Annotated in this window: 11 protein-coding genes and 1 tRNA gene; 6 read left to right on the top strand and 6 right to left on the bottom strand. The window is 44.6% G+C overall.

The features are described from left to right. The first annotated feature begins 68 nt into the window (after positions 1–68). The 4 genes from AB6D06_RS09565 to AB6D06_RS09550 all read left to right on the top strand — a co-directional run bounded on the left by AB6D06_RS09565 (position 69) and on the right by AB6D06_RS09550 (position 6,588). Positions 69–1,877, top strand: coding sequence for a long-chain fatty acid--CoA ligase (locus AB6D06_RS09565; protein WP_017066937.1), 1,809 nt, complete (start codon positions 69–71; stop codon positions 1,875–1,877). Positions 1,878–2,337: 460 nt separating this feature from the next. Then, positions 2,338–4,095, top strand: coding sequence for an acetolactate synthase 3 large subunit (locus tag AB6D06_RS09560; RefSeq protein WP_372110146.1), 1,758 nt, complete (start codon positions 2,338–2,340; stop codon positions 4,093–4,095). Between the two features lies 1 nt (position 4,096). After that, positions 4,097–4,591, top strand: a complete 495-nt coding sequence (gene ilvN / locus AB6D06_RS09555; RefSeq protein ID WP_008219984.1) for an acetolactate synthase small subunit — start codon at positions 4,097–4,099, stop codon at positions 4,589–4,591. 113 nt (positions 4,592–4,704) lie between these two features. Continuing rightward, the gene (locus tag AB6D06_RS09550) at positions 4,705–6,588 is read left to right on the top strand and encodes a diguanylate cyclase (RefSeq protein WP_372110145.1); all 1,884 of its coding nucleotides are present in this window, start codon (positions 4,705–4,707) and stop codon (positions 6,586–6,588) included. 582 nt (positions 6,589–7,170) lie between these two features. On the opposite strand, the gene AB6D06_RS09545 is transcribed toward AB6D06_RS09550, so the two are convergent. Together AB6D06_RS09545 and pykF are read right to left on the bottom strand one after the other, a co-directional pair. Beyond that, the gene (locus tag AB6D06_RS09545; RefSeq protein ID WP_136979312.1) at positions 7,171–7,842 is read right to left on the bottom strand and encodes a GntR family transcriptional regulator; all 672 of its coding nucleotides are present in this window, start codon (positions 7,840–7,842) and stop codon (positions 7,171–7,173) included. A 176-nt stretch (positions 7,843–8,018) separates the two neighbouring features. Continuing rightward, positions 8,019–9,431, bottom strand: coding sequence for a pyruvate kinase PykF (gene pykF, locus AB6D06_RS09540; RefSeq protein WP_017061403.1), 1,413 nt, complete (start codon positions 9,429–9,431; stop codon positions 8,019–8,021). Between the two features lie 429 nt (positions 9,432–9,860). Between pykF and AB6D06_RS09535 the strand changes: the two genes are divergently transcribed. Together AB6D06_RS09535 and glmS are read left to right on the top strand one after the other, a co-directional pair. After that, on the top strand, positions 9,861–10,631 hold the full coding sequence (locus AB6D06_RS09535) for a DeoR/GlpR family DNA-binding transcription regulator (protein ID WP_017061404.1): 771 nt from the start codon (positions 9,861–9,863) through the stop codon (positions 10,629–10,631). Between the two features lie 107 nt (positions 10,632–10,738). Beyond that, positions 10,739–12,571, top strand: coding sequence for a glutamine--fructose-6-phosphate transaminase (isomerizing) (glmS, locus tag AB6D06_RS09530; protein ID WP_017061405.1), 1,833 nt, complete (start codon positions 10,739–10,741; stop codon positions 12,569–12,571). Positions 12,572–12,673: 102 nt separating this feature from the next. Here the strand turns inward: glmS and AB6D06_RS09525 are convergent, their stop codons facing one another. The 4 genes from AB6D06_RS09525 to dnaG form a co-directional block, all read right to left on the bottom strand. After that, positions 12,674–13,942 carry an O-acetylhomoserine aminocarboxypropyltransferase/cysteine synthase family protein gene (locus tag AB6D06_RS09525; RefSeq protein ID WP_017061406.1) on the bottom strand — a complete coding sequence of 423 codons (1,269 nt, stop codon included), beginning with the start codon at positions 13,940–13,942 and terminating at the stop codon, positions 12,674–12,676. A 204-nt stretch (positions 13,943–14,146) separates the two neighbouring features. Then, positions 14,147–14,222, bottom strand: a tRNA-Ile gene (locus AB6D06_RS09520). 163 nt (positions 14,223–14,385) lie between these two features. Beyond that, a complete protein-coding gene (gene rpoD / locus AB6D06_RS09515) occupies positions 14,386–16,230 on the bottom strand; it encodes an RNA polymerase sigma factor RpoD (RefSeq protein WP_048614894.1) in 1,845 nt (614 codons plus the stop codon). Between the two features lie 99 nt (positions 16,231–16,329). Then, a complete protein-coding gene (gene dnaG / locus AB6D06_RS09510) occupies positions 16,330–18,081 on the bottom strand; it encodes a DNA primase (protein WP_017069474.1) in 1,752 nt (583 codons plus the stop codon). Positions 18,082–18,146: the final 65 nt, after the last annotated feature.

Raw genomic sequence — 18,146 nt, 5'->3', positions numbered from 1 at the left:
CTTTTCCATGATCAGAGGTACACTTGTGCGCTCAAAAAAGCTTACAGGTGTAAGCCAAAGGTAAAGAGATGGCCAATTTAGATTTTCATATCGTAAAAAGACTTCGTGACCAAATTGCCCAAGGCGGCAACCGTACAGCTTTGAAGCACAAAGTAGATAATGTATGGCAAGGTATTAGCTGGCAGCAGTTTGGACAACAAATCGATACGCTTTCATTAGCACTGTTGGCTCAAGGACTGAGAGTTCAGGATAAGATCGGTATCTATTCGAACAATATGCCTCAATGGACCGTGGCAGATTTTGCATCGTTACAAGCACGCCTTGTGACTGTGCCGATTTATCCAACGAATACAGCAGCACAGTCTTCTTACATCATCCAAAATGCAGATGTGAAGATCTTATTCGTTGGTGAGCAAGTTCAATTCGATGCGGCGGTTAGCCTGTTTGAAGAGTGCGAGCAGCTAGAAGTTGTTGTGGCTATGTCTGATGACATCGACCTGCAAGGACACAGCTTTGCCGTATCTTGGAATGACTTCATGGCGCGTGGCGTTGAAGCACAACAAGCTGAACTTGACGTGCGTCTTGCTGATGCAAGCATGGACGACCTGCTGACTCTTATCTATACCTCTGGTACCACAGGTCAGCCAAAAGGCGTAATGCTTGATTACACCAACATTGGCTACCAGTTAGAAGGCCACGATGAGCGCCTTAGCCTGAGCAAAGACGATGTCTCATTGTGTTTCCTACCGTTATCACACGTATTTGAGCGTGCTTGGACGTTCTACGTTCTTTATAAAGGCGCAACCAACTGCTACCTGCAAGATACGATGCAAGTGCGTGATGCGCTAAGTGATGTGAAACCTACTGTAATGTGTGCGGTTCCACGCTTCTACGAGAAGATCTTCTCTGCGATTCACGAGAAGGTATCTAAAGCACCATTTATTCGTAAAGTGCTATTTACTTGGGCGGTGAACATGGGAGCAAAGCTTTCAGTTTGTCACCAAGAAGGTCGTACTCCATCGTTGATGCTGAAGAAGAGCCATGCGCTAGCTGATAAGCTTGTGCTATCTAAACTGCGCGCTCTACTCGGCGGTAACATCAACTTCATGCCTTGTGGTGGAGCTAAGTTAGATGAAACCATCGGTCGCTTCTTCCATGCTATCGGTATCAACGTAAAACTTGGCTACGGCATGACAGAAACCACAGCAACGGTGTCTTGCTGGGATGACCGCTGCTTTAACCCTGATTCTATCGGTATGTCGATGCCGGGCGCAGAAGTTAAGATTGGTGCTAAGGACGAGATTCTTGTTCGCGGTCCAATGGTGATGCGTGGCTACTACAAGATGCCAGAAGAGACAGCTAAGACATTCGATGAGCACGGTTTCTTGAAAACCGGTGATGCGGGTCATTTTGATGAAAATGGTAACCTGTTCATTACTGATCGTATCAAAGAGCTGATGAAAACTTCTGGTGGTAAGTATATTGCCCCGCAAGTGGTTGAAGGTGCGATTGGTAAAGATCACTTTATCGAACAGATTGCTGTTATCGCTGATACACGCAAATTCGTTTCTGCGCTGATTGTTCCTTGTTATGACTCGCTAGAAGAGTACGCCAAAGAGCTTAATATCAAGTATCACGATCGCGTTGAACTTGTTAAGCACCACCAAATCGTCGAGATGCTAGAAAAGCGTGTGAATGACCTACAGCAAGAACTGGCTAAGTTTGAGCAAGTGAAGAAATTCAAACTGCTACCAAAAGCATTTTCTATGGATGATGGTGAACTGACACCAACTCAAAAATTGCGTCGTAAAGTTATCAACGATAAGTATCAAGACGAAATCGAAGAAATGTACAACGAAAAGCCTAAAGATAAGTAGTTTTCTGCTTAGATAAATTTTCAGTTGTTTAAAAATCCCCCTACGAATGTGATTGTATTTTTAGGGGGATTTTTTGTATCTAATGACACAGCACAATGTGCGAAAGCGCACACCAGCAAGCTCGCGGTTTATCGATAAATAGCGATCTATTAAAATATTAAGTGCTTTTTTTCGTTCTCTTTTTAGTTTTAATATCTAGTTATTAATCTTGGTTTGGGTTTTATTTGATGCTTTAAGCTAATAGTTGGTTTTTTGGCACAGTTGCCGAATAACAGGTGTTAGACCAGATGATAATAAAGCGTTAAAGTTGTTTCGTATTACTGTTTGTTGTTATCACGACAGACAGCCATAGCCGAAAAAGTGGAAGTATTTCGAATTAGGCTACGAATAAGCCCTAGACTATGAAAAACCAGCCCAACATGTTCACCAAATATGATTGGAAACTGGTGAGGAGAGCAATATGACAACAAAACCTGAAACAGCCATGTCATCCGGCGCTGAAATGTTATCCGGCGCTGAGATGGTGGTGCAGTCTCTAATTGAAGAGGGTGTAGAACAAATCTTTGGTTACCCAGGTGGTTCTGTACTTGATATCTACGATGCGCTGCATGCTAAAACTGCTGAAATTAAACACGTATTAGTACGACATGAACAAGCCGCTACCCACATGGCTGATGGCTATACTCGTTCTACCGGCAAACCGGGCGTAGTACTTGTGTGTTCTGGTCCAGGTGCGACCAATACCGTTACTGGCATTGCAACAGCCTACATGGACTCAATCCCAATGATTGTTATTTCTGGTAACGTACCAAATAACCTCATTGGTAATGACGCCTTCCAAGAGTGTGACATCGTGGGTGTATCACGCCCGATCGTTAAACACAGCTTCTTAGTTAAGAAAGCGGAAGATATCCCTGAAGTCGTTAAAAAAGCATTCTATATTTCAACGACAGGGCGTCCCGGTCCTGTGGTTATTGATCTGCCGAAAGACATCTTAAACCCACAAATCAAGCTCCCTTATGAATACCCAGAAACGCTCAAAATGCGTTCGTATAACCCAACGGTTACGGGTCATAAAGGTCAGATCAAAAAGGCGCTAAAAGCCCTTCTTGAAGCGAAGAAGCCGGTACTTTATGTCGGTGGTGGTGCGGTTATTTCTGAGGCAGATAAGCCGCTGTTAAAATTAGCAGAGGCACTGAATTTACCTGTGGTAAGCACCCTAATGGGGCTTGGCGCTTTCCCTGGCACCCATAAGAACTCTTTGGGTATGTTAGGCATGCATGGTTTATATGAAGCCAATATGGCGATGCACAATGCGGATTTGATCTTTGGTATTGGCGTACGTTTCGATGATCGAACGACTAATAACCTAGATAAGTACTGCCCTGATGCGAAGATCATGCACATTGATATCGACCCATCTTCGATCTCTAAGAACGTAAAAGTGGATCTACCGATTGTAGGTTCTGCTGAAAAGGTTCTAGAGAGCATGGTGAACTTGCTCGTTGAGCAAGGCGGCATTAACGATGCAGAAGCGATTGAAAGCTGGTGGAGTGAAATTAAGCAGTGGCAAGAGCGTGACTGCCTAGCTTACGAGAAATCGTCTGAGCGCATTAAACCTCAACAAGTTATTGAAACATTGCATAAAGTAACCAATGGCGATGCTTATGTTGCTTCTGATGTAGGTCAACACCAAATGTTTGCTGCTTTGTACTACCCGTTTAACAAGCCACGTCGTTGGATTAACTCTGGTGGTCTAGGCACTATGGGCTTTGGCCTGCCTGCTGGTATGGGCGTTAAGTTTGCTAAACCAGATGAAGAAGTGGTTGTGGTAACCGGTGACGGCAGCATTCAAATGAATATCCAAGAGCTGTCGACTGCGCTGCAATACAATATTCCCGTTAAGATTATTAACCTTAACAACCGTTTCCTAGGCATGGTAAAACAGTGGCAAGACATTGTTTATCAAGGCCGTTACTCTAACTCATATATGGACTCTGTTCCTGATTTTGCTGCTATCGCTGAGGCTTATGGCCACGTTGGTATGCGCATTTCATCTCCGGATGAATTGGAATCAGGTTTGGAAAAAGCACTGGCGATGAAAGACCGTTTGGTATTTGTCGATATTAGTGTGGATGACACCGAGCACGTATACCCAATGCAGATCAAAGGCGAGGGTATGGATAACATGTGGCTAAGCAAAACGGAGAGAACATAATATGAGACACATTATTTCACTACTAATGGAAAACCAACCTGGTGCGCTTTCTCGTGTGGTTGGCTTGTTTTCTCAGCGTGGCTACAACATCGAGTCTTTGAACGTATCTCCAACCGATGATCCGACGCTGTCTCGTTTGAACGTCACTACTAACTCGAGCGAAATGCAGCTTGAGCAGATTCAGAAACAACTGCATAAGCTAATCGACGTACTTAAAGTACAAGAAGTGTCTGAACTTGAACACATTGAACGTGAGCTGTTGATGGTAAAAGTACGTGCGAGCGGCTTTGCTCGTGCGGAAGTGAAGCGCACAGCGGATATCTTCCGTGGTCAGATCGTTGATGTTACGGCTTCTCAATATACGGTTCAAATGGCGGGTACTAGCGAGAAACTGGATGCCTTCATTCAGGCGCTGTCTGAAGTGACGGAAGTGCTTGAAGTAGCTCGAAGTGGTGTTGTTGGCATCGCACGAGGCGAACGTGCGTTGAAAGCCTAGACGATAAGTCTTTAAAAAATAAATTTAAAGCCGCTTTTTTAAGCGGCTTTTATTTTGTTAATTTTTTAGAGTGCTATAATCCCGCGCTGCACTTCCATTCATCTGAGTTAGCAATGCGAAATAAAAAATCAATAATTACATTGCTGATTATCTCTATCATATTGTCTTCTGCAGTATGTCTGTGTTATTTGCAGCGCTACAAAGAAGTAAAACAGCAGAGCTTTGACTACTCAGCTAAGCAAGCCGTTCATCAGTTAGTGTATGCCAAGCGAGATTATGATCTTCTCAAGACTCAGTTAGTCTCGGTCATGGAGCTACTCAGTCATAGCCAGAGCTTGGTTAACTTTGCTTCCTCTCCCTCAGACCAAACCAAACATCTACTTGAAGAGGTCTGGCAATCTGTTCTCGTGAACCAGAAGTGGTATACACAAATCCATCTGTTAGATGTCACTGGCAAAGAATTGGTGCGTGTTAACTATTCCTCTGATACCGGTAGAGTGACGTTTCCTCAACAGCTGCAAGATAGGTCGGATTCTAACTACTTCCAAGACGCTCAAAAACTAGAAGCCGAACAGATTGGCGGTTGGGGTATTGAGCTTGAAACTGAGCATGGTGAAGTCACCTTCCCTTATTCGCCGGTAATCCGTGTCTTTACCCCAGTAGAAACCCCTGACGAAAGAGTAGGCTACCTCGTCATCAATCTTGATGTATGGGGCTTATCGTCGCGTCTGAGCTTTTCACCAGATAACGATCTTAGAGCAGAAGTTCTCAATGACGCGGGTTACTTCATCGCGAGTAACAACAGCGGTAAGTTGTTCGGAGACTCTATTCCTGAAAGAAAAGGCTATAACCTGAAAAATATCGCGCCGAAGACGTGGGATGCGATCTCCAATGATCAGGTGGGATACGTTTTTGAAGATGGTAATTTGTTTGCCTTTAACACGGTTATGCTCGCGAACAGTCAAAAGGTCCATTTACTGATTCAACTTAATCAAAAGCAACTGATGGATCGGGCTGAGCGTGATCTAGATGATTTGGCCCATGAAGAGATCATTGTTCTGATTACGGTGCTGATATTCGCTTTCCCGTTTGCTTACCTGGTGACGCACTGCCGACGCCGAAGCCTAGAGAGTAAATTGGCACGAGCCGCATTGAATGGTATGTCGGCAGTGATGATCTCTGACAAGCAGCACCGCACAATGATGATCAATAACGAATTTGAGAACATGACTGGGTACTGCAAAAAACAAGTTATCGGTCAGAATGCCCTGCAGTTGTTGCTTGAGAATACCGACCAAGTGCTCTCAAGCTCGGCTATTTGGAGTCATTTAGAGCAAGAAGAAGTATGGGAAGGGGAGGTTCAGTGTAAGAACAAGCTGCGTATTCCTTTTACTGCGATCATGCGAGTGCATGCGGTCAAAAACAATTCAGGCAAAGTCAGTTACTACATCACCTCGTTGGTTGATATTTCCGTAAGGAAGGAGCTTGAGGTACGTTTGAGGATTTTAAGTGAACGTGACTCTTTGAGTAATCTCTGGAACCGACGAAAATTCGAAGAGCAGCTGGCCTACTATTCTCGCTTAGTTGAGCGTTACCCGATCGAAGCGACCACCTGCTTAGCCTTGGTGGACATCGATAACTTCAAGCGAATCAATGATGAGCTTGGCCACGACGAAGGTGACCGTGTGATCGCTGGTGTTGCTAAACTTCTGCAAGATAGCCTTCGTGGGACGGACTTTGTTGCACGTGTTGGAGGAGAAGAGTTTGCACTCTTGATGCCACACACCTCACTGCCAGAAGCAAAGCGCGTATTGGATCGCTTGCGAATTGAGATTGAACTGGCAGCCGGAACTAAGGTAACGGTGAGTGTTGGCTTTACTGATTTAACAAGTAACAGTACTCGCTCATACAAGTGTGCCGATGTTGCGCTTTACGAATCTAAATCGTCTGGTCGTAATACGGTCTCTATGTGTCCTAGCTACGATGATGTCGCTTAGGTTCGCTTCTATCTAGTCCTGTCTTCTATTTGCTTCACCTCTTCAAGTCGCGCCCCGACTCCTTTTTCCTTTCCCTCTTTTTATTAGGAATCTCACTTTTGAGTGACCTGTGTCACAAAATCTATACAGTTAGACTAAAGTCTAATTTTGGTGGAAATTTGAGCTAAAATTAACAGTAAGTAAACTACTTTGCTTCAGATTACATCGTGTTAAACGATGTAATAAATAGAGTGTTTACCAGATGTAAAAGGATGACACCGTTAACTTAATTCAGCTGGTTAGCTAGCCTTATCAATAACTTGAAAGGCAGCAGTAGAATTAGGTTAGCTGGAGCAATAGTTTGGGGATCATACAGTCTGGTTAAAAGAGGCGTGGTATGTTTGTCGATTTTTTAGTGAGGTTAACCATAGGCACATTAGCCATTCTTGGCTTTCAATTGAGTGCTTTGTATTTTTTACCTATGGTTGTGCTACTCAATACTCATCACAAAGAGTTTTTTGGGTGGTAGTTCAGTCGTAATACTGGAAACAAAAAACGGAGCCATTGGGCTCCGTTTTTATTTGGTTAGAATCTATCTTGGCATCATGCCGCTTCGATAACTTCTTCAATTCGTTTCATTGAACCTAGCAGGTGTTGATCAAGCAGTTCAGTCGCTTGTTCTACATTCTTAGAGAGTACTAGTTTCATGATCATTTCGTGTTCATCAATATTGAACAGATCATCTGATGCGCTTTCTGCAGACATAGCGAGGAAGCGGTAACGTTTCACTTGGTTAATTAGGTCATCAAAGAACTTAAACATGTTCTCTGAATCTGCACCTTCAAGCAGTGCGACATGGAATTGCTGGTGGCGCTCTTCCCATTCTACACAGTCAAACTCTTCAGATACGTACTGTACTCGCGATAGTTTATGGTAAGACGTTAGTACATCCAGTTCCCAGCTCTCATCACCTGCTGCAATCGCTTTTTTAAGCAGAACCGATGATACAACACGAAGGCTTTCGTATAGGTCATTCAGTTCTTTCTTTGATACAGGAGATACCCAGCAGCCTTTTTGTGGCTCTAGCTTTACGTATTTGCTCCAAGATAACTGTACCAAGGCTTCGCGAATAGGGGATGCGCCAACGTTGTAGCGTGCTTTTAGATCAGCAACAACAAGCTTTTGGCCTGGGGTTAACTCACCATTAAGAATATCTTGGCGAATCATCTTTGATACTTTTTCAGTGAGCGTAGGACTAGACATTACAAACCTCATCTATATATGATTTCTAGTCTGCTAATCCGTCTCTTAGAAAGAGTCAATTGGAGGTTAACAGTACGTAGTTCTATTGTGATTGATAATACAGCGTACTGAAAAGTTAGGCAAGATTTTGTTTCATAAAAAAAGAGGGCCGAAGCCCTCTTTTATATTTTATGCGAATCGGTTCATTCTTATAGAACGTGAACAGATGCCGTGTTTGTAGTACCAGAAGCTACTAGAGCACCAGAAACCATAACTACGATGTCGCCTTTGTTACCTAGGCCAGATTGTAGAGCGATTTCTTTACCGTTGATGTAGAACGCGTCTGTGTTCTCGATAGAGTCAACAAGAACTGGCTTAACACCTTTAGTAAGAACTAGCTGTGCAGCTGTCTTTTCGTTAGTTGTTAGAGCTAGGATGTTTGCAGTTGGGAAGTACTTACGTACTGAACGTGCAGATTTACCGCCTTCAGTTGCAACAACGATTAGAGGAGCAGCTAGCTTCTCTGCTGTGTCTACAGCGCCTTTACATACTGCTTCAGTGATGCGTAGACGTGGGCTGTCTAGACGAGAACCTAGCTCAGCTTTAAGAGCTGAATCAGTACGGTTCGCGATTTGAGCCATGATAGTAACAGCTTCAACTGGGTACTTACCTTTAGCAGTTTCACCAGAAAGCATTACTGCATCAGTACCATCCATGATTGCGTTCGCAACGTCACCCGCTTCAGCACGAGTTGGACGTGGGTTGCTGATCATAGAGTCAAGCATTTGAGTTGCAGTGATAACCATCTTACGTGCACGGTTACACTTCTCGATCATCATCTTCTGAGCGAAGATTACTTCTTCAGCTGGGATTTCAACACCTAGGTCACCACGAGCAACCATGATGCCGTCAGAAGCTTCAAGGATTGAATCGAAGTTATCTACACCTTCTTGGTTTTCAATCTTAGAAATGATGTGGATGTTCTCGCCGCCGTTAGCGTTTAGAAGCTCACGGATTTCTTTAACGTCTTCTTCTTTACGGATGAAAGAAGCAGCAACGAAATCTACGCCTTGCTCACAACCAAACTTAAGGTCAGCTTTGTCTTTCTCAGAAAGAGCAGGAAGTTGAACAGAAACGCCAGGAAGGTTAACACCTTTGTTTTCGCCTAGAGCACCGTTGTTAAGAACTTTACACTTAACTTCAGTTTCTGTTGTTGCGATAACTTCCATTTCGATTAGGCCGTCATCAACAAGGATAGTGTTACCTGCTGTTAGGTCTTTAGCGAAACCTAGGTAAGTTACTGCTACTACGTCTTTGTTACCAACAACTGTTGCGTCAGTTGTGAAAGTGAACTCTTGACCAGCTACTAGATCTACGTCGTTACCATCTTCAAGTTTGATAGTACGGATTTCTGGACCTTTAGTATCTAGAAGGATAGCAAGTTGCTCACCTTTGTTTTCCATTACTTTACGGAAGTTCGCGATACGAGTGCCGTGCTCTGCGAAATCACCGTGAGAGAAGTTAAGACGCATAACGTTCATGCCAGCATCTACTAGTTCAGTTAGCTTCTCTACAGATTCAGTTTTAGGGCCAATCGTACATACGATTTTGGTCTTTTTCATGGAAGGTACTCTCCGGTAAGTATTGTTACAATTTGAAATTTATTTAAGTTCTGAAGATTGGTCCGCTACATCAACATTTTGTGCCTGTTGTGTAAAAGCGCGGGACTTCCAATATGTCCTTCAGAGTTGTAAGTCTTTCATCAATTTTAGTCATTTTATGACTAAAAGATTTTGATTCAATATCGGTTTTCTGTGACTTACCCCACTATATAGGGGGTAAGTTGCAAAAAAATAACAGTCAGTTTTGTAATTTTTTTTCTTTTCGGGTGCGGATTCTACCACCTAATGAGTTCAATATCACTGCTTAACAATTGTCTTAGGACAAGGTTTTATCGCTATTTATTAATTTTTTGGATCAAAATAAATGGACTAAATAGTTTCGTTGTAACTATAATATGTTTCATATCGAAACTTAATGGCCTTTTTTAAATGTCGAAACGAAACACCCAGCTCAGAAGACATGCAATTTCTAACCTAGTGAATGAAAAAGGGGAGGTTAGTGTTGATGAATTATCCGCTAAGTTCGAAACCTCAGAAGTCACTATTAGAAAGGACTTGGCGTCTTTAGAGAAAAACGGTCAGCTTTTACGCCGTTATGGTGGTGCGATTTCGTTACCGAAAGAGGTTGTCAACGAAGAGCTGGGTCAACAAGTTTCGACTCGAAAGATTTCATTGGCAAAAGCCGCTGCAGATTTAATTCGCGACCATAACCGCATCGTGATCGATAGTGGCAGTACGACCGGTGCTCTAATTCAGCAGCTTAATGCTAAGCGTGGCTTGGTTGTTATGACCAACTCATTGCACGTTGCTAATGCGCTTAATGAGCTTGAAAGCGAGCCGACGTTATTAATGACTGGCGGCACTTGGGATACCCATTCGGACTCTTTCCAAGGCAAAGTTGCAGAGTCGGTACTTCGTGCTTACGATTTTGACCAACTATTTATTGGGGCTGATGGTATCGACCTCGATAGAGGCACAACCACGTTTAACGAACTGGTTGGCCTGAGCAAAGTAATGGCTGAAGTGTCACGAGAAGTGATCGTGATGGTTGAGTCGGAAAAGGTGGGACGAAAGATCCCGAACTTAGAGCTGGCATGGGAACACATTGACATCTTAATTACCGATACAGACTTAGGCGAAGAATCCAAAGCAAGTATCGAATCACATGATGTTCGAGTGATCCTGACCGATCCAGCGTAAAAACAAATTTAAGTATTATGCATTTACCTTCCTATAATTGATCTTAATGAAGATTTGGCCTTTGCTTGCTGCCAATAGGAATAAAACAAAATTGATGGAGTGAAACTATGTGTGGAATTGTTGGTGCAGTAGCACAGCGTGATGTAGCTGAAATTTTAGTAGAAGGCCTTCGTCGTCTAGAATACCGTGGCTACGATTCAGCTGGTGTCGCTGTAGTCGATACTGAATCTAACCTAACTCGTGTACGCCGCCTAGGTAAAGTACAAGAGCTAGCTGACGCAGTAGAAGAGCAACAAGTGATTGGTGGTACAGGTATCGCTCATACACGTTGGGCGACACACGGTGAGCCGTCTGAAGCGAACGCACACCCACACATGTCTGGTGATATTGCCGTTGTACACAATGGCATTATCGAAAACCACGAAGCACTGCGCGCTATGCTGCAAGAGCGTGGTTACGTATTTACTTCACAAACGGATACAGAAGTTATTGCTCACTTAGTTGAGTGGGAACTTCGCACTTCAGCTTCTTTGGTTGAAGCGCTACAGAAAACAGCAAAACAATTAGACGGTGCGTACGGCACGGTTGCGGTTGATCGTAAAGATCCTAGCCGTATCGTTGTAGCTCGTTCTGGTAGCCCGATCGTTATCGGTTTTGGTGTCGGCGAGAACTTCCTTGCTTCTGATCAACTGGCGCTGCTGAGCGTAACTCGTCGCTTCATGTACCTAGAAGAAGGTGATGTTGCTGAGGTAACTCGTCGTGATGTTACGGTATTTGATGTAGCGGGTGAGCGTGTTGAGCGTGAAATCGTTGAGTCAAACGCTGAACACGACGCAGGTGACAAAGGTCAATACCGCCACTTCATGCAGAAAGAGATCTTCGAGCAGCCAACAGCGCTGATCAATACAATGGAAGGCCGTATCTCTGACACTTCGGTTATCACTAACGCGATCGGCGTTAAAGCTGAAGAGATCCTAAGCAAGGTTGAACACGTGCAGATCATCGCATGTGGTACGTCTTACAACTCAGGCATGGCAGCGCGTTACTGGTTTGAATCTCTAGCTGGCGTAAGCTGTGACGTAGAGATTGCTTCTGAATTCCGTTACCGTGATTTCGTTGTTCGTCCGAACAGCCTATTGGTGACTCTGTCTCAATCTGGTGAAACGGCGGATACGCTTGCTGCACTTCGTCTTGCAAAAGAGAAGGGTTATATGTCTGCAATGACTATCTGTAACGTTGCGGGTTCTTCACTGGTTCGTGAATCTGATTTTGCCTTCATGACTCGCGCAGGAACAGAGATCGGTGTTGCTTCTACTAAAGCTTTCACAACTCAACTAGCAGCGATGCTGATGATGGTAACGTCAATTGGTCGTCTACAAGGTCGTATCAATGAAGAAAAAGAAGCGGAAATCGTTCAAGCACTTCACCAACTGCCTGCTGATATCGAGAAAGCATTAGCGTTCGATAAAGAAATTGAAGCACTGGCACCTGATTTTGCTGATAAGCATCACACACTGTTCTTGGGTCGTGGTGAGTTCTACCCAATCGCGATGGAAGCGTCTCTTAAACTGAAAGAGATCTCTTACATCCACGCAGAAGCATACGCAGCTGGTGAGCTTAAGCACGGTCCTTTGGCTCTTATCGATGCAGATATGCCTGTAGTCGTTATTGCACCAAGCAACGACTTGCTAGAGAAGCTGAAATCGAACGTTGAAGAAGTGCGTGCTCGTGGCGGTCTACTTTACGTATTCGCTGATGAAGATGCGGGCTTTGAAAGCGATGAGAACATGAAGATCATCAAGATGCCTCACGTAAGTGAAGTAACAGCGCCTATCTACTACACAGTACCGATGCAGCTGCTGTCTTACCATGTCGCACTAATAAAAGGTACCGACGTTGACCAACCTCGTAACCTAGCGAAAGCGGTAACAGTTGAGTAATCGACAGCTTACCTAAGATATAGATAATAAGAAGCCCATCCTGTGATGGGCTTTTTTATGTCTGTTAGTTAACGATCAGTGTTAGAGCTAGCTGTAGCGTCATTAAGCGCTCAGTGCTTGCTCTAGGTCAGCCAAGATATCGTCAATGTGCTCGATACCTACTGATAGGCGAATCATCTCCGGTGATACACCGGCTTGTTTCTGTTCAGCTTCGCTTAGTTGACGGTGTGTCGTCGAAGCTGGGTGACAAGCGAGAGATTTCGCATCGCCAATGTTAACTAAGCGCTTGAAGATTTGCAGTGCATCATAGAAGCGAACACCGGCTTCATAACCGTCTTTTAAACCAAAAGATAGAATGGCCGATGGCTTACCTTGCATGTACTTTTCAGCGAGTGGATAGAATTCTGAATCAGGCAGGCCAGCGTAACTTACCCAACTGACTTTCTCGTGTTGCTTGAGGTATTCCGCTACTTTCAAGGCATTCTCTGTGTGTCGCTCCATGCGTAGCGACAACGTCTCCAAACCTTGCATCAACATGAAAGCATTCATTGGTGACAGTGCTGCACCTGTATTACGTAGGGGAACCGTTCTAGCACGACCAATAAACGCAGCCTCACCAAAGGCCTCGGTATAAACCACGCCATGATAAGAAGGCTCTGGCTGATTAAACACAGGGAAGCGGTCCTTGTGCTGTGCCCATGGGAATTTACCTGAGTCGACAATCACGCCACCTAACGTTGTACCGTGACCACCCACGTATTTAGTTAGTGAGTGCACCACGATGTCAGCACCAAAATCGATAGGTTTACACAGTACAGGCGTCGCCACCGTGTTATCAACAATCACAGGTACACCTTGTGCGTGAGCAAGTTCAGCAACACGCTCTAAGTCGATAATATTACCTGCTGGGTTACCGATACTTTCGCAGTAAACCGCCTTGGTTTTTTCGTCAATCAGTGCCGCTAAGCTTTCTGGTTTATCGTCTTTAGCAAAACGAACTTCGATCCCTTGGTTTGGCAGCATATGAGCAAATAGGGTGTAAGTACCACCGTAAAGCTGAGGTGTTGAAACAATGTTGTCACCGATTTGCGCCAACGTCTGAATCGCATAGTTGATCGCAGCACTGCCCGCACTTACCACTAAGCCTGCGATACCTCCTTCTAAGGCGGCCATGCGTTTTTCTAACACATCATTGGTTGGGTTCATTATGCGAGTGTAGATATTGCCTGGCACCGCAAGGTTGAAGAGGTCGGCGCCGTGTTGTGCGTCATCGAATTCGTACGCGACGGTTTGGTAGATTGGAGTGGCAACCGATTTGGTTGTTGGATCAGTGTCGTAACCGAAGTGAATCGAGAGTGTTTCGTCTTTCATGAGTCTTCCCTGAACTATTGAGCGATTTATGTACTCTCATATTGCCGATTTTTTTATAAAAGAAAAGTATGTTTAGTCACAGAGAGGCAATTGGAATTGTGTGCGGGACGATTCGTTTTTGGTTCGGAAGTGCAGGGGGTGATTGGTACTGAATCAGAAAAGCAAAAAGCCAGAGCAGCGTGAACTGTTCTGGCTTTTCTAATTTGGTGGCCCCTCCCAGATTTGAACTGGGGACCGAACGATTATGAGTCGTGCGCTCTAACCACTGAGCTAAGGGGCCGTAGGGCATAGATTATAGGGGAAGCGTTCAATGGTGTCTAGACACTATAAGGGGCAATTCCGCTTACATCTTAGCCACTTAAATCACACAGATAAAAAAAAGGTGAGCCAACGCTCACCTTTTCTTATTTATGCTTAAAAGCTAACCACACTTGAGTGTGCGATTACTCGTCTAGGAAGCTACGCAGAGTTTCTGAGCGGCTTGGGTGACGAAGTTTACGCAGTGCTTTTGCTTCGATCTGACGGATACGTTCACGAGTTACGTCGAACTGTTTACCAACCTCTTCAAGAGTGTGGTCAGTGTTCATGTCGATACCGAAACGCATACGCAGTACTTTAGCTTCACGAGGTGTTAGGCCTGCAAGAACGTCTTTAGTTGCACCGCGTAGGCTGGTTGCCGTTGCAGAGTCTAGAGGTAGTTCTAGCGTTGTATCTTCGATGAAATCACCTAGGTGCGAATCTTCGTCGTCACCGATTGGTGTCTCCATTGAGATTGGCTCTTTAGCGATTTTCAGTACTTTACGGATCTTGTCTTCAGGCATTTGCATGCGTTCAGCTAGCTCTTCCGGAAGTGGTTCACGACCCATCTCTTGTAGCATTTGACGAGAGATACGGTTTAGTTTGTTGATCGTTTCGATCATGTGAACCGGAATACGGATAGTACGAGCTTGGTCGGCAATCGAACGAGTGATTGCTTGACGGATCCACCAAGTAGCGTAAGTAGAGAACTTGTAACCACGACGGTATTCAAACTTATCTACGGCTTTCATCAGACCGATGTTACCTTCTTGGATTAGATCCAGGAATTGTAGACCACGGTTTGTGTACTTCTTAGCAATCGAGATTACTAGACGTAAGTTCGCTTCAACCATCTCTTTCTTCGCACGACGAGCTTTCGCTTCACCGATGGACATACGACGGCTGATATCTTTGATGCTTTGAACAGTAAGAGACGTTTCACGTTCGATCATATCCAGTTTTTGGATAGAGCGACGGATGTCGTGCTCGTTACGTTTGATCTTTTCTGCGTATGGCTTGTCTGAAGCAAGAACTTCATCCAACCATGCTTCGCTAGATTCGTTGCCAGTAAATAGAGCAATGAAAGATTTCTTCGGCATTTTGCCGTACTCAACCGTTTGACGCATGATTAGGCGTTCTTGAGTACGTACGCGATCCATAGAGTTACGCAGTTCGTTTACTAGGTAATCAAACTGTTTTGGTGTTAGACGGAACTCTTTGAATACGTCTTGCATCATTGTTGTTGCAAGCATTGCTTTCGGGCTTTCATGGCCGTACTCGTTGATCGCTAGCTGACGGTTCTGGTAGCTAGTACGAAGCGCTGTGAACTTCTCAAGAGCAAGCTCAGGATCGATACCTGTATCTTCTTCTTCCTCTTCCTCGTCGTCTTCAGCGTCTTCTTTGTCTTCGTCTTCCAGATCAGTTTCAGCAAGTTCTGAACCGATGTGAGTCGCCGTTGGCGCAGCTGTGCCATCGTCGTCAGGGTCAACAAAGCCATTGATTAGGTCTGTTAAGCGAATCTCTTCTGCTTGTACGCGGTCAAACTGTTCCAAGATGTATGGAATAGTGCCTGGGTACTCAGCAACCGATAGTTGAACTGTATTGATACCATCTTCAATACGTTTCGCAATGTCGATTTCGCCTTCACGAGTCAGTAGTTCAACCGTACCCATTTCACGCATGTACATACGAACTGGGTCAGTAGTACGGCCAATCTCGCTTTCTACGCTTGAAAGCGCAGCAGCTGCAGCTTCGGCTGCATCTTCATCTATATTGGCATCGTCATCATTAAGTGCTAGATCATCAGCATCAGGTGCAGTTTCAACTACCTTGATACCCATGTCGTTGATCATTTGAATGATGTCTTCTACCTGTTCAGAATCCACGATTTCTGCAGGTAGGTGGTCGTTTACTTCGGCGTAGGTCAGATAGCCTTGTTCCTTGCCTTTAATAACAAGTAATTTAAGCTGTGACTGCGGATTTTGATCCATAGATGATATCCAACTTCAGGTCTGGTGAAGGACGTTGCATTCTCAAATGCAAACCAATTATGTTAACAAATTTATTAAATGCTGACTAATCAAACAGGGTTACGCTTTTAGATCTAGCATTAAAGCTAGTAGCTCCCTTTTTTCTTCGGCTGATAAACCGACGCTTCTTGCTTTGGCCTGCAGGTTTTCAATTTGTTTTTCAACGCACTGGGCAAGTATGTTGTCCAATGAGTCTAAAAATATGTCTTCTTGATTGTCTTCGTCGAGGGGGATTTCCCAGCTCGCGAGACGAGACAGAAGAGCCTCATGTTTATTGTGTCGCCAATGCTCTAATAATTGGCCTGTGTTGATATGGGGATGCGCGTGGCATTTATCAAGTACTTCGACGAATAAACTTAGCCCAGGCAACTGTAAGCCTTTGACACTTGATAAATCCGGTACCATATCAGCATAGCTCGGATTTTGGATAAGCAAAGCGATAACTTCACGCATTGGAGTGCGCTTCAGCTCTTTATGCGGTTGAGGTGTCGGGTTCTGTGTATGAACACGCGCACGTCGCAATTGGTTATCAAATCCAGTTCGCTCATCGAGCAGTTTTTCGAGCAATTCTTGGAAGTAACTGTCAGGAATTTTGTTAATCAAGGCGCTGGCGTGTGCACGCAGTGCTGATTTCCCTTCGGTTGTTCCCAAGTTCAACTTGTGTATTTCAATTAGGTTATCGAACAAATAGGTCGAAAGCGGCGTCGCATTGTGGACCAGTTGTTCGAAAGCGGCTTTGCCGTGCTCTCGAATATAGCTGTCTGGGTCTTCACCGTCGGGCAAGAATAGAAACTTGAGTGTGTTACCGGTTTTCAGGTACTCAAGGGCATTTTCTAGTGCGCGCCACGCGGCTTCTTTACCTGCTCGGTCACCATCGTAACAACAAACCACTGTGCTGGTTTGGCGGAACAGCATTTGAACGTGGTCACCGGTTGTCGATGTGCCCAGTGATGCTACTGAGTAATCAACACCATATTGCGCTAATGCCACGACATCCATGTAACCTTCAACCACAAGTATTTGCGGCGGTTCACGGTAGGCTTGCAGCACTTCATAAAGGCCGTAAAGCTCTTTACCTTTATGGAAGATAGGCGTTTCTGGTGAGTTGAGATATTTTGGAGTACCGTCTTCTAATACACGACCACCAAAACCAATCACACGGCCACGACGATCGCGAATCGGGAACATTACGCGTCCACGGAATCGGTCGTATCGGTTACCTTTATCGTTCTCAATTAACATGCCGCCAGTTACGAGCATGTCTTGGGCTTCTTTCTGTTGGCCAAAGTTCTTACGAACTAAGTCCCACTCATCGGCCACATACCCAATGCCAAACTTCTGGACGATCTCGCCCGAAAGGCCACGATTCTTTAGGTAATCAATCGCAGGTTTGTTGGCTGATATTTTCAGTTGAGAGCGGTAAAAATTACTGATGCCGCCCATCAAATCGTAGAGGTTACGTTTTTGTTCGCTGTTGGCTCTTGGTGCTGTTGATATCTCGCCGCTACGTTGCTCTCTAGGAACATCGAGGCCTAAGAAAGAGGCAAGCTCTTCAATCGCTTCAACAAAATCGAGACGTTCGAACTCCATAATGAAGTCGATAGCATTACCGTGTACGCCACAACCAAAGCAGTGATAAAACTGTTTTTCTTGGCTTACGCTAAAAGAAGGGGTCTTTTCGTTGTGGAATGGGCAACAAGCACCATAGTTTTTGCCTTTTTTCTTAAGTTTCACGCGTGCGTCCACAATGTCGACAATGTCGAGACGCGCTAGGAGATCATCGATGAAACTACGCGGGATGTGTCCTGCCATAAAACCTTAGAAAAATGCACTAACTGAGAGTGTGGATAATAATAGTTTGAATAGGTTACAGATAC

Source organism: Vibrio sp. 10N.239.311.G01, assembly GCF_041465805.1.
GTDB classification, from domain to species: Bacteria; Pseudomonadota; Gammaproteobacteria; order Enterobacterales; family Vibrionaceae; genus Vibrio; species Vibrio crassostreae_C.
The sequence above is the reverse complement of the archived record's forward strand: the minus strand, read 5'-3'. Positions and strand labels throughout refer to the sequence as shown.

What these genes read in the sequence shown, in the direction of transcription:
- AB6D06_RS09525 (WP_017061406.1), bottom strand. Translation starts at nt 13,942, where the DNA reads ATGAAAGACGAAACACTCTCGATTCACTTCGGTTACGACACTGATCCA.
- ilvN (WP_008219984.1), top strand. Translation starts at nt 4,097, where the DNA reads ATGAGACACATTATTTCACTACTAATGGAAAACCAACCTGGTGCGCTT.
- AB6D06_RS09535 (WP_017061404.1), top strand. Translation starts at nt 9,861, where the DNA reads ATGTCGAAACGAAACACCCAGCTCAGAAGACATGCAATTTCTAACCTA.
- AB6D06_RS09565 (WP_017066937.1), top strand. Translation starts at nt 69, where the DNA reads ATGGCCAATTTAGATTTTCATATCGTAAAAAGACTTCGTGACCAAATT.
- rpoD (WP_048614894.1), bottom strand. Translation starts at nt 16,230, where the DNA reads ATGGATCAAAATCCGCAGTCACAGCTTAAATTACTTGTTATTAAAGGC.
- pykF (WP_017061403.1), bottom strand. Translation starts at nt 9,431, where the DNA reads ATGAAAAAGACCAAAATCGTATGTACGATTGGCCCTAAAACTGAATCT.
- dnaG (WP_017069474.1), bottom strand. Translation starts at nt 18,081, where the DNA reads ATGGCAGGACACATCCCGCGTAGTTTCATCGATGATCTCCTAGCGCGT.
- glmS (WP_017061405.1), top strand. Translation starts at nt 10,739, where the DNA reads ATGTGTGGAATTGTTGGTGCAGTAGCACAGCGTGATGTAGCTGAAATT.
- AB6D06_RS09545 (WP_136979312.1), bottom strand. Translation starts at nt 7,842, where the DNA reads ATGAGGTTTGTAATGTCTAGTCCTACGCTCACTGAAAAAGTATCAAAG.
- AB6D06_RS09560 (WP_372110146.1), top strand. Translation starts at nt 2,338, where the DNA reads ATGACAACAAAACCTGAAACAGCCATGTCATCCGGCGCTGAAATGTTA.
- AB6D06_RS09550 (WP_372110145.1), top strand. Translation starts at nt 4,705, where the DNA reads ATGCGAAATAAAAAATCAATAATTACATTGCTGATTATCTCTATCATA.